This is a genomic window from Ancylobacter sp. TS-1 (assembly GCF_009223885.1).
Classification (GTDB): Bacteria; Pseudomonadota; Alphaproteobacteria; order Rhizobiales; family Xanthobacteraceae; genus Ancylobacter.
On the sequence record NZ_CP045144.1, the window covers coordinates 1,994,025 to 2,007,500 of the forward strand.

Here is a 13,476-nt window from a genome sequence, read left to right on the forward strand (position 1 = left end):
TCGGCATGCCCGTTTGGCGAGGGCAGGCCCGATTTCGCACAGGCCATCCGATGGAGAGGCCCCGGAATCAGGGGCGCGGCAGCACCGTCGTGACCGGCGAATCCGGTTCCGGCTTCATGCCGAACCAGCGCTGGTGGATCGCCACGAGCGTGCCGTCCTTCTTGATCTCGGCCAGCGCGGCGTCCATGCGCGACGACAGCGGAGAATTCGAAGGCAACGCGATCGCATACTGGTCGTTCGTCGGCAGGCGCATCATGACGGACAGGTCCGTCTGCTCCAGCAGCCGGAACAGCAGTGCCGGCAGATCACCGAAATAGGCGTCGATCCGCCCCTCCCGCAGTTCCTCCATCGCGGCGTCGAGCCCCGTGGACGTCACCGTCGGGCCGAAGCCGTAGCGCGCCCGGTTGTCGGCGAGCCATTGCTCATTGGTCGAGCCGGCCTCGGCGCCGACCCTCTTGCCGGCGAGATCGGCAAGCGAGCGCAGACGGGCGCGCTTCATCGCCGCCACGCCCTGCGATGTCTGGTAGTAGGGCTGGGTGAACTCGAAATGTTGCCGGCGCTCGGGCGTGACGGTGATCGAGCAGATCGCCGCGTCGATCCGCCCTTCCGCCAGCGCCGTGAACAGCTGCGCGAACGGCATGTCGACGAATTCGACCGCGACATCCATCCGCGCGGCGACCGCCTTCATCAGATCGATGTCGAAGCCGGTGAGGTCGCCCTGCTCGCGGAATTCCCATGGAGGATTATCCGCGAAGGTACCGACGCGCAGCCCGGGCGGCGCCGGGTCATGCGTCTGTGCCAAGGCGGGTCCCAGCGCCACCAGCAGCGCCATTGCGAGACCCGCGACGACGCGGCCGACCACACAGAGACAGGGACGCATCGCAACGCTCATGCTCCCCTCCATGCACCCGCAGCAATTGACGTGATCCGCGATCACGCCGATGCTGACGCAATCGCCAACATCCGTCCAGCCGGACACTTCCAATGTCACATGGCCTTTACCTGATGACCGCCCTGGCGGGCGCGCTCTACGTGCTGTCGCCCGGCCCGGCCTTTCTTGCCCTGTTCTCCCTTGCGGCGACGCATGGGCGCCCGGCCGGGGCGCGATTCGTCGGCGGCCATCTCATCGGCGACGTGTTCTGGACCGCGCTCGCCTTCGCCGCGATCATCGGCGTGAACCAGCTTGGCCCGGCGCTGTTCGACGCGCTCGGCATCGCCTGCGGGCTCTATCTCTGCTACCTCGGCGTCAAGGCCGTGCTGTCGCGCGAGGGGGCCGCCACCCCGGTCGGCTCGAACCGGCCGCTGATGACCGGCGTGCTGTTCGGCCTCACCAATCCGAAGGCCTATCCGGTGTCGGTCGCCATGTTCACGGCGCTCACCGCCCATTATGCCTCCGGCCTGTCCTGGGATGCCGCTCCCCAGCTTCTCGCCGCCGCCTTCGTCGGCTTCATTCTGGCCGATATCTTCCTCGTCTGGGCGGCCGGCCTCGCGCCGGTGCGGCGCTTCTTCCAGCGCCACGGGCTTGTCATCACCCGCCTCGTCGGCGTGATGTTCATCGCCTTCGGCGCCAAGTCGCTGGTGGATGCCGGGCGCAGCATCGCCTCGCGCTCCTGACCGACCCACCCGCGCGAACGTGCCGGCAAGACCCGAGTGAGCTGATGTTCGAAGCCAAGTTCCAGACCTTCTCCGATGCCGCCGCGCCCTCGCTCGGCACCGCGCGCCTCAAGCTGCTCCGCGCGGAACTGGAGCGGCGGGGGCTGGACGGCTTCATCGTTCCCCGCGCCGACGCGCACCAGAACGAATATGTCCCGCCCTGCGACGAGCGCCTTGCCTGGCTCACCGGCTTTTCGGGCTCAGCCGGCGTCGCGCTGGTTCTGCGCGAGGAAGCCGCCATCGTCGTCGACGGACGCTACACGCTGCAGGCGGCCGCCCAGGTCGACACCGCCTCCTTCGAAGTGGTGCCGCTGGCCGAGACGACGCCCGAGCGCTGGCTGGAACGGCACCTGCCCGCCGGCGCCCATTTCGGCTACGACCCCTGGCTCGTCACGGTGGAGGGCGAGCAGAAGCTGCGCCGCGCCGTCGCCGCTGCCGGCGGCACGCTGGTGGCGGTCGACGGCAACCCGCTCGACGCCGTGTGGGAGGATCGCCCCGCTCCGCCGCTCGCTCCCGTCACGCTGCGCGACCCCGCGCTCGCCGGCGAGGCCACGCCGGACAAGATCGCCCGTGTTCAGGCCACGCTCGCCGAGCAGAAGCTCGACGCGCTGGTGATCTCCGACCCGCATTCGGTCGCCTGGGCCTTCAACATCCGGGGCGGCGACGTCGCCTTCACCCCGCTGCCGCTGTCCTGGGCCATCGTGCCGAACGACGGGCGCCCGACGCTGTTCGTCGACGGGCGCAAGCTCTCCAACGCGGCACGCGACGCGCTCGGCCAGTTCACCGAGATCGCCGAGCCGGTTCTGCTGGAGCGTGCGGTCGAACTCGCGGCCAGCGGCGGCGGCACCATCCGGCTCGATCAGGCGACCGCGCCCTCGCTGCTCGCCGCGCGCATCGAGGCGGCCGGCGGCAAGGTCTCGACCGGCACGAGCCCGGTGGCGCTGATGCAGGCGGCAAAGAACGCCGCCGAGCTGGCCGGCATGCGCGCCGCCCATCTGCGCGACGGCGCCGCCCTGGCCCGCTTCCTCGCCTGGTTCGACGCCGAGGCGCCGAAGGGCGGCCTCACCGAGATCGACGCCGTTGCGGCGCTGGAGACCTTCCGCCGCGAGACCGGCGCGTTGAAGGACGTGTCCTTCCCCACCATCTCCGGCGCCGGCCCGAACGGCGCCATCGTGCATTACCGCGTCAGCGAGGCGACCAACCGGCGCGTGGGCATGGACGAACTGTTCCTCATCGATTCCGGCGCGCAATATGAGGACGGCACCACCGACGTGACGCGCACCCTCGTCGTCGGCACCCCGACGGCCGAGATGCGCGACCGCTTCACCCGCGTGCTGAAGGGCCATATCGGCATCGCCCGGGCGGTGTTCCCGCTCGGCGCCTCCGGATCGCAGCTCGACAGCTTCGCGCGCCAGCACCTGTGGGCGGCCGGCCTCGACTTCGAGCACGGCACCGGCCATGGCGTCGGCGCCTATCTCTCGGTGCATGAGGGGCCGGCGCGCATCTCCAAGGTCGGTACGGTGCCGCTGGCGCGCGGCATGGTGCTCTCCAACGAGCCCGGCTACTACAAGACCGGCGCCTACGGCATAAGGCTGGAAAACCTGGAGATCGTCGTCGACGGCCCGGCCGTCGAGGGCGCGGAGAAGACGCTGCTCGCCTTCGAGACGCTGACCCTCGCCCCGTTCGACCGCCGGGCGATCGAGTCGGCTCTGCTCACCGCCGAAGAAGCCGCGTGGCTCGACGCCTATCATGCCCGCGTGCGCGCTGCGATCGGCCCGCTTGTCGACGGCCCGACCCGCGCGTGGCTCGACGCCGCCACCGCGCCGCTGGACGCGTAGAGGAGCGACGAAGACGGGGGCCATCCGTTTCGGAGCCTTGCCCGCCCGATCGTCGCTCGTGGGCCCGACCGTCACCGGCCGCTGTAATTGACACAATGGTTCGATGGAACCATCGCCCCTGTCCGGCGTTTACTCCGCGACTCATGCATCCGGGCTGAGTATCCGGGCAGACGGAGACGCCGAAATGACCACCATTCTTGTAATCATTCTTATCCTGATACTTGTCGGCGCCCTGCCGAGCTGGGGCTATAGCCGTGGCTGGGGCTATGGCCCGAGCGGGCTCGTCACGGTTCTTCTGGTGATTCTCATTGTGATGATGCTGACCGGGCGCATCTGACACCCGCCCCTGCCTGAACCGCACACGAAAAGCCGCCGCGCATCCGCCCGGCGACTTTTCGGCGGCTTCTCAGCCCGCCCAGTCGGTGGCGATCGCGCCGGCCGGGCGCAGCGTCGCGCCGGCGAATTCCAGCGCCGCCATCAGCGCCGCCTGCACGCTCGCCGCCGGCACCGCGACACCGTCGAAGGCCAGATCGCGGGTGGCGGTGGCGTCATGCGCCAGCGTCACGGCGTAGCCGAGGTCGAGCGCCGCCCTGGTGGCTGCGTCCACGCACATATGGCTCATCGCCCCCACGACCACCAGCGAGGCAACGCCCTTCTCCTTCAGCAGCCCGTCGAGGCCGGTATCGAGGAAGGCGTTGACATTGTGCTTCACCACCACCGGCTCGTCCGCCAGCGGCGTGGCCAGGGGGTGGATCTGCGCGCCCGGCGTGTCCTTGCCGAAGAAGGGCGCCTCGGCCTCGGGCTGCTCGTGCCGTACATGGATCACTGGAACGCCGTTCCAGCGTGCTGCCGCGATCAACTCGGCCGCCTTGGCCGCCGCCGCCTCGATGCCGGCGAGCGGGTATTTGCCGTCCGGGAAATAGTCGTTCTGCAGGTCGATGACGAGAAGCGCGGTGTCGGCCACGATGGGCTCCGGGGATGCGGGGTCACGGGGCGCCACGGTCCTCTGCCGGGCCGGTAGCTGTCAACCGCCGCCGGCCAGCGCCAGCCATTCGTCCTCGGTCAGCACCGGCACGCCGAGTTCGCGCGCCTTGGCGAGCTTGGAGCCGGCATCGGCGCCGGCCACCACGTAATCGGTCTTCTTCGACACCGAGCCCGCCACCTTGGCGCCCAGCCGCTCGGCCATCGCCTTGGCCTCGTCGCGGGTCATCTTCTCCAGCGCGCCGGTGAACACCACCGTCTTGCCGGCAACCGCGCCGGAGGCGGCGACGGTCTCCATCGGCTCGGGGCTCACCTCCCGCATCAGCGCGGCGAGCGCCGCCTCGTTGTTCGGCTCGGTGAAGAAGTCGACCACCGCCTCGGCCACCACCGCGCCGATGCCCTCGATGCCGACGAGTTCCTGCCACGCCTCGTTGCCCTTCGGGTGCGCTTCGCCCGGCGGCACGGCGGCCAGAGCCACCTCGCGCAGCGCCTCGATGCCGGCGAAGTGGCGCAGCAGCCGCTTGGCGTTGGTCTCGCCGACATGGCGGATGCCCAGCCCGTACAGCAGCCGGTTCACCGGCACGCGCCGGCGCGCCTCGATGGCCGCGAAGAGATTCTTGGCCGAGGTCTCGCCCCAGCCGTCGCGGTTCTTCAGCCGCGTCAGCGCCGTGGGGTCGGAATCGCGCGCCTCCAGCGTGAAGATGTCGGCCGGCTGCTTCACCAGCCCCCATTCGAAGAAGGCCTGCACCTGCTTCTCGCCCAGCCCTTCTATGTCGAAGGCGTCGCGCGAGACGAAGTGGCGGATGCGCTCCACCGCCTGCGCCGGGCAGATCAGGCCGCCGGTGCAGCGGCGCACCGATTCGCCCTCCTCGCGCACGGCATGCGAGCCGCAGGCCGGGCAAATAGTGGGGAACTCGTAGCGCACCGCCTCGGGCGGACGGCGCGCGAGGTCGACCGACACGACCTGCGGGATGACGTCGCCGGCGCGCTGCACCTCCACCCAGTCGCCGACGCGGATGTCGACCGGCGCGCCGTCGACCTCGCCGCGGATCGGCGCACCGTCGCCGCCAATGCCGCGAATATAGTCCTCATTGTGCAGCGAGGCGTTCGACACCACCACGCCGCCGACCGTGATCGGCGCCAGCTTGGCGACCGGGGTCAGCGCGCCGGTGCGCCCGACCTGAATGTCGATGGCCTGAAGCTGCGTCGCCGCGCGCTGCGCCGGGAATTTGTGCGCCAGCGCCCAGCGCGGCGAGCGCGAGACGAAGCCGAGCCGCTGCTGCAGGGCGAGGCTGTCGACCTTGTAGACCACGCCGTCAATGTCGTAGCCGAGGCTGGCCCGCCCCTCGCCGATGCGGTGATAATGCGCCAGCAGTTCCTCCGCAGAGGTGCAGCGCACGGTCAGCGGATTGGTCGGCAGGCCCCAGCGACTGAACGCCTCGATCACGCCGAACTGGGTGTCGGCCGGCAGCGCGCTCCCACTCACCTCGCCCCAGGCATAGGCGAAGAAGCGCAGCGGACGGCTGGCGGTGATCCTGGGGTCGAGCTGGCGCAGGCTGCCGGCCGCCGCGTTGCGCGGATTGGCGAAGAGCGGCTTTCCCGCCGCCTGCTGGCGCTCGTTGATGGCGGCGAAATCGGCGTGGCCCATATAGACCTCGCCGCGCACCTCGAACACGTCAGGCACGTCGTCGCCCGTCAGCCGCGCGGGAATTTCGCCGATGGTGCGCACATTATTGGTGACGTCCTCGCCCTCGAAGCCGTCGCCGCGCGTCGCCGCCTGCACGAACACACCGTTCTCATAGCGCAGGTTGCAGGACAGGCCGTCGATCTTCGGTTCGGCGGTGAAGGCGATCTCCGTCTCGGGGCCAAGGCCGAGGAAGCGGCGCACGCGGGCCACGAACTCCTCGACATCGCCGTCCTCGAAGGCGTTGCCGAGCGAGAGCATCGGCACGGCATGGCGGACCTTGGCGAACTTCGCCGACGGCGCCGCGCCCACCCTCTCGGAGAGGCTGTCGATGCCCTTCAACTCGGGAAACTGCGCCTCGATCGCCTCGTAGCGCCGGCGCAGCGCATCATAGTCCGCGTCGGTCAGCGTCGGCGCGTCGTCCTGGTAATAGAGCCGGTCGGCATGGGCGATGGCGTCGCCGAGCCGGGCATGCTCGCCGGCGGCCTCGTCGGCGGTCAGCGTCTCGACGGCGGCGGGCGCCTGCGAACCCGGGGCGGGGGAATTGGCGCTGTTCGTCATGACACCCTCCGCAGGATTCTCGCCGCATCGCGGCGGCCGATCCTTCCCATTCCAGAAATCGCGCCGCGCCTCAAGAGCGGCCCGGCCCCTCAGTTCGACGGCGCGGGCGGCGGCAGCGCAACCGTGTAGATCCGCACCAGCGGCTTGAGCGCGACGTCGCGAAAGCGCCGCTCCACCACGCCGAGCGGCGTCAGCGGCCCGAGCACGGCCTCCAGATAGGGCTCCGGCCGATAGCCGGAAACCACCAGCGCAGTTCCCGTGCGCGCCGCCAGCGGCGGCAGGTTCTGGAAGCGGTAGCGCGCACGCTCGTCGAGCTGCTCGACCATGACGCCGGGCAATTCGCGCGTCAGCATGGCGGTGAGCTGGTAATTGTCGGCCAGCACCAGATCCGCGCCGGCGCGCACGCGCAGCGCCTCGATCTCGGCCGCGAATTCCGGCCAGCCGCGCGTCATCCGGGCGATGGGATCACGCGCGCCGAGCCCGGGCACCGGCACCAGCGCGTGGACGCCGAGCGCGAGGACGAAGCCGAGGGCGAGCGGCACGGTCGCCCGGCGCAGCCCGCCGAGCCAGCGGCGCGGCACGGGCTCGATCGCCAGCATGCCGGCCGCCGCCGCGACGGCGATCAGCGGATAGAGGAAGCCGACCCAGTTGCCCTCGACCCGGCTGCGCAGCGCATGGACGGCGAAATAGGCCAGCGGCACGAGCAGCATGACCAGCACGAGCCGGCGCCCGCCCCGGTCGCGAAAAGCATCCGCCGTGCGCGGCAACAGGCCGGCGACGGCGAAGAAGAACACCAGCGGCGTGGCGAGGCCGATCTGCGAGCCGACAAATTCGAGCAGGAATTCCGGCCTCAGCGCCACATGGGCGGTGATCCGCCCGCCCTGCTTGGTGAAGGTCTCGAAGCCATGGGCGACGTTCCACAGCAGGTTCGGCAGGCACACCAGCACCGCCACCGCGAGCGCCAGCCACGGCCAGGCCCGCAGCAGTTGGCGCCGCAGCGCCGGCACCGCGAGGACCGCCAGCGCGAAGCCCCCGGCCAGCATGGCGCCGGAATATTTGGACAGCATGGCGAGGCCGGTCGCCACGCCGAGGGCGAGCCACAGCGCGGGGCGCGGCGCGCGCAGCAGCCGGGCGGCGCCATAGACCATGGCGGCGCTGAACAGGGCGAGCGGCGCGTCGGGCGTCGCCAGCGTCATGCCGAGGAAGCCGAAAATGGTGGCGTTGAACAGCACCGCCGCCAGCGGCCCGGCGCGCGGATCGTCGAGCAGCAGCGCGGCGGCGCGCCAGACGAAGACGCTCGCCGGCACTACCGAGAGCACGCAGGCGAGCCGCACGCCCAGCGCCGTATCGCCCGCCAGCATCTGGCCGGCACGGATGAAGAAGGCGATCATCGGCGGGTGGTCGAGATAGCCCGCCGACAGGCCCTGCGCCCACAGGGCGTAATAGGCCTCGTCCGGCACCAGCGGTACGCTGGCCGCCAGCACCAGCCGCCAGACCAGCAGCGCCGCGATGATCACCAGCGCGAAGCGCCCGCCGCCGTCGAAACCGGGGAGGGAGGGCGGCGCCGCCGGGAGGGTGGCCGCGCCGGTCGCCGCGCCGCCGGCAGTTCCGCTCACGCGGAATCCTTCCACACCAGCGCCCGGCTGATCGCGTAGTTCCACACCGCGCCGACGACCGCGCCGGCGATGCCGGCGACCCACCAATGGGCGGTTTCGTAGAACATCCAGTCGGCGATGCCGACATTGGCCGCCGCGCCCAACCCGCAGATCAGGTAGAAGGCCACCAGCCCGACGAGGAAGCGCCAGCCGGAGAGGCGACGGTCGCGATAGGTCAGCAGGTTGTTGACGATGTAGTTGAACGTCATCGCCACGAAGGTCGCGATCGTCTGCGCGTAGAGGAAGCGCAGATCGGTCGACAGCGCCGTGCGCAGCACCAGCAGGTGGACCACCAGCCCCGCCGCGCCGACGCAGGCGAAGGACAGGAAGCGCAGCGAGATCAGGCCGCCCGTCGCCTTGGAGACGATCAGCCCGAGGAAGTCCATCAGCACCCGGTTGTCGAGCTTGCTGTCGCCGCTCTGCCGCGTCCCGAAGGTGTAGGTCAGCTCGGTGATGCGCAGCCCGTCGCCGGCCGAGGCCAGAATGTCCAGCAGGATCTTGAAGCCGTCGGTGGCGAGCTTGGGCGCCAGCGTCTCGGCGAGGTCGCGGCGCAGCATGAAGAAGCCGCTCATCGGATCGGACGAGGACACCCGCAGCACCCGGCGGGCAAGGCGGGTGGCCATCTGGCTGCCGAAGCTGCGGAACGCGCTGAAGCCTTCCTGGGCGTCGCCGCCCGGCGCGTAGCGCGTCGCCACCACCACGTCGGCGCCCGCGCCCATCGCCGCCACCATGCGCGGCAGCAGCGTTTCGTCGTGCTGGAGATCGGCGTCCATCACCGCGACCAGCGGCGCTTGCGCGGCCAGCATGCCCTCGATGCAGGCCCCGGCGAGGCCGCGCCGGCCGACGCGGCGGATGCAGCGTATGCGCGGATCGGCCCGGCCGATGGCCCGCAGCGCGTCGGCGGTCCCGTCCGGCGAATTGTCGTCGACGAAGATCGCCTCCCAGGCGAGGCCGGCCAGCGCCTGGTCGAGCTTGGCGACCAGCGGCTCGAGATTGCCGCGCTCGTTGAAGGTGGGGATGACCACGGTGAGGTCCGGGGCCATGCCCCGCTCGGTCGCGGCAGAGATCGGTAAGGTAAGGGACATGATGAACCGGAACGATTGAGGCCGCCTGTGTAGCGCAGCCTTGATGGCAGCGCCACGGCCGATCTTGTCACGCCGCCGGGGGTGGCGGCGTTCCGCTCAGTCGGCCGCGGCGCCCTTCAGCAGGCGGTCCGCCGCCGCGCGGGCTTCCGAGGTGATCTCGGCGCCCGACAGCATGCGGGCGATCTCCTCGCGGCGGTGCTCGGAGGCGAGCGGGCTGACCCGCGTCGCCACCCGGTCGAGGTCGGTCAGCGCCTCCTTGGCGATGCGGAAATGGTTGCCCGCCCGCGCCGCCACCTGCGGCGCATGGGTGACGGCAACCACCTGCACCCGCCCGGCGAGGCGGGCGAGCCGTGCGCCGATGGCATCGGCCACCGCACCGCCGACCCCGGTGTCGATCTCGTCGAACACCAGCGTCGGTGCCGAGCCCTTGTCGGCCAGCACCACCTTCAGCGCCAGAAGGAAGCGGGCGAGTTCGCCGCCGGAGGCGACCTTCATCATCGGGCCGGGGCGGGTGCCGGGGTTGGTCTGCACCCAGAACTCGATCCGGTCGTACCCATCGGCCTGACCGTCCACCTCATCGGTCTGACACTCGGTGATGAATCGCGCCCGCTCCAGCTTCAGTGGCGCCAGTTCGGCGCAGACCGCCGCGTCGAGGCCGGCGGCGGCGGCATGGCGCTTCTGCGAGAGATCGCGGGCAAGCTGGCGATACGCCGCCTCGGCCTCGGCGGCGCGCGCCTCCAGCCCCCGCAGCGTTTCCGCCCCGTGGTCGAGCGCGTCGAGCGCGTCGGCGAAGCGGGCCGCCACCGCCGGCAGGTCGTCCGCCGTGCAGGCGAATTTGCGTGCGGCGGCGCGCAGGGCGAACAGCCGCTCCTCGATGCGCTCCAGCTCGCGCGGGTCGAAATCGGCCTCACGCAGCGCCGCGTCGAGATGGAAATTCGCCTGCTCCAGCGCGGCGAGCGCTGCGTCGATGGCCTCCACCGCCGGACGCACCAGCGATTCGACCTCGCCCGCACGCCGCTCCAGCCGGCGCACGGCAGCGGCCAGCCCCGGCACCGGCGAATTGCTGCCGCCAACCGCTTCCTGCGCCTCGGCGAGATCGGTGGCGATCTTCTCGAAGCGCATCATCTCGGTGCGCCGCGCGGCGAGCCGATCCTCCTCGCCCGGCTCGGCGGCAAGCGCGGTCAGCTCGTCCACCGCATGGCGCATGAAATCGGCCTCGCGGGCCGCCTCGTCGAGCCGCGCCTTTTCCTCGGCCGCCGCCACGCGGTCGGCGCGCCAGCGACGCCAGCCGGCGGCAACCTCCTCCGCGAGAGAGCCGAGACCGCCATAGGCGTCGAGCAGCGTGCGGTGCGAGGCCGGATCGACCAGCGCGCGGTCGTCATGCTGGCCGTGGATCTCGACCAGCCGCCGGCCGAGGCTGCGCAGCATCTGCGCGCTGACCGACTGGTCGTTGACGAAGGCCCGGGTGCGCCCGTCGGCGTGCTGCACGCGGCGCAGCACCAGCGCGCCCTCGTCGTCGATGCCGGCCTCCTGCAGAAGGGCGCGGACGGGATGGCCGGCGGCGAGGTCGAACTCGGCGGTCACCTGCCCCTGCGCGGTGCCGTGGCGCACAAGCGATCCGTCGCCGCGCCCGCCGAGCGCAAGGGTGAAGGCGTCGAGCAGGATCGACTTTCCCGCACCGGTCTCGCCGGTCAGCACGGTCAGGCCGGGCTGGAAGGAAAGGTCGAGACGCTCGATGAGCACGATATCCCTGATCGACAGGGCGACCAGCATGCGTGAGGCTCCAGAACGATTCCGCGCGGGACCACGGGACGCCCCTGTCTAGCAGGTCGCGCGCCGCCATGCATCTTTGTTCTCATTATGTTCCGAGCGCCGACCACAGGACGAAAAGGCGCGCGGGCACGGGCCCGAAGGCGCCTAGCCGAGACCGAAGCCCTTGAAGGCCTTGGCGATCCAGGACTGCTCGTTGAGCTGCGGGTTCACGCCGCGCGACTGCACGAGCTTGTAGGCGTCCTTGTACCAGCTGCTGTCGGGGAAATTGTAGCCGAGCACGGCGGCCGAGGTCTGCGCCTCGTTGACCACGCCGAGCGCCATATAGGCCTCGGTGAGGCGATACAGAGCCTCCTCGACATGGCGCGTGGTCTGGTAGCGCGTGACCACGACCTTGAAGCGGTTGATAGCGCCGGCATAGTTGCGCTGCTCGAGATAGTAGCGCCCGATCATCATCTCCTTGCCGGCGAGCTGGTCGCGGGCAACCTCAAGCTTCTTCTTGGCGCTGACCGCATATTCCGTGTTCGGCCATTTGCGCACCACCTCTTCCAGCTGGTCCATGGCGCGCTGGGTACGGGTCTGGTCGCGGCTGATGTCGGGGATCTGGTCGAAATAGGACTGGGCCACGAGGTACTGCGCGTAGGCCGCGTCTTCCGAGCCCGGATGCAGGGACTGGTAACGGCGGGCGGCGGCGATGCACTCTTCGTACTGGCCCTGCAGATAGTGCGCATAGGCCGTCATCAGGATCGACTTGCGCGCCCATTCCGAATAGGGGTGCTGGCGATCGACGTCCTCGAAGCGAACGATGGCGCCGGCATAGTCTTCCTGCGCCATGAGGGTCAGCCCCTCATTATAGCGCTGCTCGGCCGGAACGTCGGGATAGACGGTCTCTTCCTTGTTGGTGTCGAACCAGCTGGCGCAGCCGCCGAGCGAGGCCCCGACCATCACCAGCGCCATCAGCCGGAGCGCCACGGCTCCCGCCCCCACGCCGCTGCGGGCGCGGGCCGGGCGTGCCGGGGCGCGCGCATGGGCCGGGGTAGGCTGGCCGAGATTGAGAAGACGCATCACAAGTTTCGATCCCGATCTGGTCGCTGCTTCGCCGCTTCTGCCGCCAAACGCCATGCGTTCAGGCGCTAAGGCCGCTTTCCGACCGGATTATGGCGTGCCGGAGGGCCGAGGGCAAAGGAGGAGGCCGTTCGACCGGAAAGACGCGGCCTGTGGCACAAAGGCCGCCCGAGGGGCCCGGCCCGAACCACGCCGCAGCCGCCTCACAGTTCCGGAGCGTAGGCCGGAACGGCGACCGTCACCATGCCGGCATTGCTGCTGACGCTGCGGCGGGCGGGGATGCTTGCCTCGACGATCTCGTAGGCGGAACGGTCGGACAGCAGAGCGTCGACGACCGCGAAATTCAGCTTGTGGCCACCGCGATAGGAGCGGTAGCGGCCCAGCAGGGGCAGGCCGCCAATGGCGAGATCGCCCACCGCGTCGAGAGCCTTGTGGCGCACGAACTCGTCGGCGAAGCGCAGGCCGGTCGTGTTCATCACGCCCTCGTCGCCGAGGCAGATCGTGTTGTCGAGCGAGGCGCCGAGCGCGTAGCCGGCCTGCCAGAGCCGCTCGACGTCGCAGACGAAGCCGAAGGTGCGGGCCGCCGCGAGTTCCTTGCGGAAGACGTCGGGCGACAGGGTGGCGGCGAAACGCTGGTGGCCGATGGCGGCGTGGTCGAAATCGATCTCGACCTCGAGGCGCAGGCCGAAATCATAGGGGGTGAGTTCGCCGAAGCCGGTTTCCGATTCGATGCGCACCGGCTTGAGGACGCGCAGATAGCGGCGCGGACCGGCGGTCTCGACGATGCCCGCCGCGTCCACGGCGGCGACGAAATCGCCGGCGCTGCCGTCGAGGATCGGCACTTCCGGCCCGTCGATCTCGACACGGGCATTGTCGACGCCAAGGCCCGCGAAGCAGGCCATCAGATGCTCGACGGTGGAAACGGCGGGGCCGCTCGAATCGCGCAGCACGGTGGCAAGGTCACTGCCGCGAACGGCGCTGCGGCAGGCGCGCACCGACTGGGACGAATCGCTGCGGTAGAAGACGATGCCGGTATCGGCCTCTGCGGGAGCAATGCTCAACCGCGCCAGCTTGCCGGAATGAACGCCAACGCCCGAAAGCGTCACGCAATCGCCAAGGGTGGTCTGCCGCACAGCGTTCATTCGACCCAAGAAGCGGACACGCGATGCGCCCCGCTCTCCCCA

11 protein-coding genes are annotated in these 13,476 nt (G+C 70.3%); 3 read left to right on the forward strand and 8 right to left on the reverse strand.

From position 1 onward, the window contains the following. Positions 1-67: 67 nt before the first annotated feature. Positions 68-892, reverse strand: a complete 825-nt coding sequence (locus tag GBB76_RS09540) for a transporter substrate-binding domain-containing protein (RefSeq protein ID WP_162375537.1) — start codon at positions 890-892, stop codon at positions 68-70. Positions 893-984: 92 nt separating this feature from the next. On the opposite strand from GBB76_RS09540, the gene GBB76_RS09545 reads away from it, so the two are divergent. From GBB76_RS09545 to GBB76_RS09555, 3 genes are all read left to right on the forward strand, one after another. Further along, a complete protein-coding gene (locus GBB76_RS09545; RefSeq protein WP_152303099.1) occupies positions 985-1,614 on the forward strand; it encodes a LysE family translocator in 630 nt (209 codons plus the stop codon). A gap of 44 nt (positions 1,615-1,658) precedes the next feature. Then, on the forward strand, positions 1,659-3,491 hold the full coding sequence (locus tag GBB76_RS09550) for an aminopeptidase P family protein (protein ID WP_152303100.1): 1,833 nt from the start codon (positions 1,659-1,661) through the stop codon (positions 3,489-3,491). A 184-nt stretch (positions 3,492-3,675) separates the two neighbouring features. Then, the gene (locus GBB76_RS09555) at positions 3,676-3,828 is read left to right on the forward strand and encodes a DUF3309 domain-containing protein (RefSeq protein ID WP_152303101.1); all 153 of its coding nucleotides are present in this window, start codon (positions 3,676-3,678) and stop codon (positions 3,826-3,828) included. Between the two features lie 69 nt (positions 3,829-3,897). On the opposite strand, the gene GBB76_RS09560 is transcribed toward GBB76_RS09555, so the two are convergent. From GBB76_RS09560 to lpxC, 7 genes are all read right to left on the reverse strand, one after another. Then, positions 3,898-4,455 carry a cysteine hydrolase family protein gene (locus GBB76_RS09560; protein WP_152303102.1) on the reverse strand — a complete coding sequence of 186 codons (558 nt, stop codon included), beginning with the start codon at positions 4,453-4,455 and terminating at the stop codon, positions 3,898-3,900. Positions 4,456-4,515: 60 nt separating this feature from the next. Beyond that, positions 4,516-6,717 carry an NAD-dependent DNA ligase LigA gene (gene ligA, locus GBB76_RS09565; protein ID WP_152303103.1) on the reverse strand — a complete coding sequence of 734 codons (2,202 nt, stop codon included), beginning with the start codon at positions 6,715-6,717 and terminating at the stop codon, positions 4,516-4,518. An 89-nt stretch (positions 6,718-6,806) separates the two neighbouring features. Beyond that, a complete protein-coding gene (locus GBB76_RS09570; RefSeq protein WP_152303104.1) occupies positions 6,807-8,333 on the reverse strand; it encodes a glycosyltransferase family 39 protein in 1,527 nt (508 codons plus the stop codon). Further along, the gene (locus GBB76_RS09575; RefSeq protein ID WP_152303105.1) at positions 8,330-9,415 is read right to left on the reverse strand and encodes a glycosyltransferase family 2 protein; all 1,086 of its coding nucleotides are present in this window, start codon (positions 9,413-9,415) and stop codon (positions 8,330-8,332) included. Before GBB76_RS09575 ends, GBB76_RS09570 begins: the two co-directional genes overlap by 4 nt. Before the next feature lie 138 nt (positions 9,416-9,553). Next, on the reverse strand, positions 9,554-11,230 hold the full coding sequence (gene recN, locus GBB76_RS09580) for a DNA repair protein RecN (RefSeq protein ID WP_152303106.1): 1,677 nt from the start codon (positions 11,228-11,230) through the stop codon (positions 9,554-9,556). 144 nt (positions 11,231-11,374) lie between these two features. Continuing rightward, positions 11,375-12,184, reverse strand: a complete 810-nt coding sequence (locus GBB76_RS09585; RefSeq protein WP_152304813.1) for an outer membrane protein assembly factor BamD — start codon at positions 12,182-12,184, stop codon at positions 11,375-11,377. Positions 12,185-12,495: 311 nt separating this feature from the next. Continuing rightward, positions 12,496-13,434 (reverse strand): UDP-3-O-acyl-N-acetylglucosamine deacetylase, encoded by a 939-nt coding sequence (gene lpxC, locus GBB76_RS09590; RefSeq protein ID WP_152303107.1) that lies wholly within the window; start codon positions 13,432-13,434, stop codon positions 12,496-12,498. Positions 13,435-13,476: the final 42 nt, after the last annotated feature.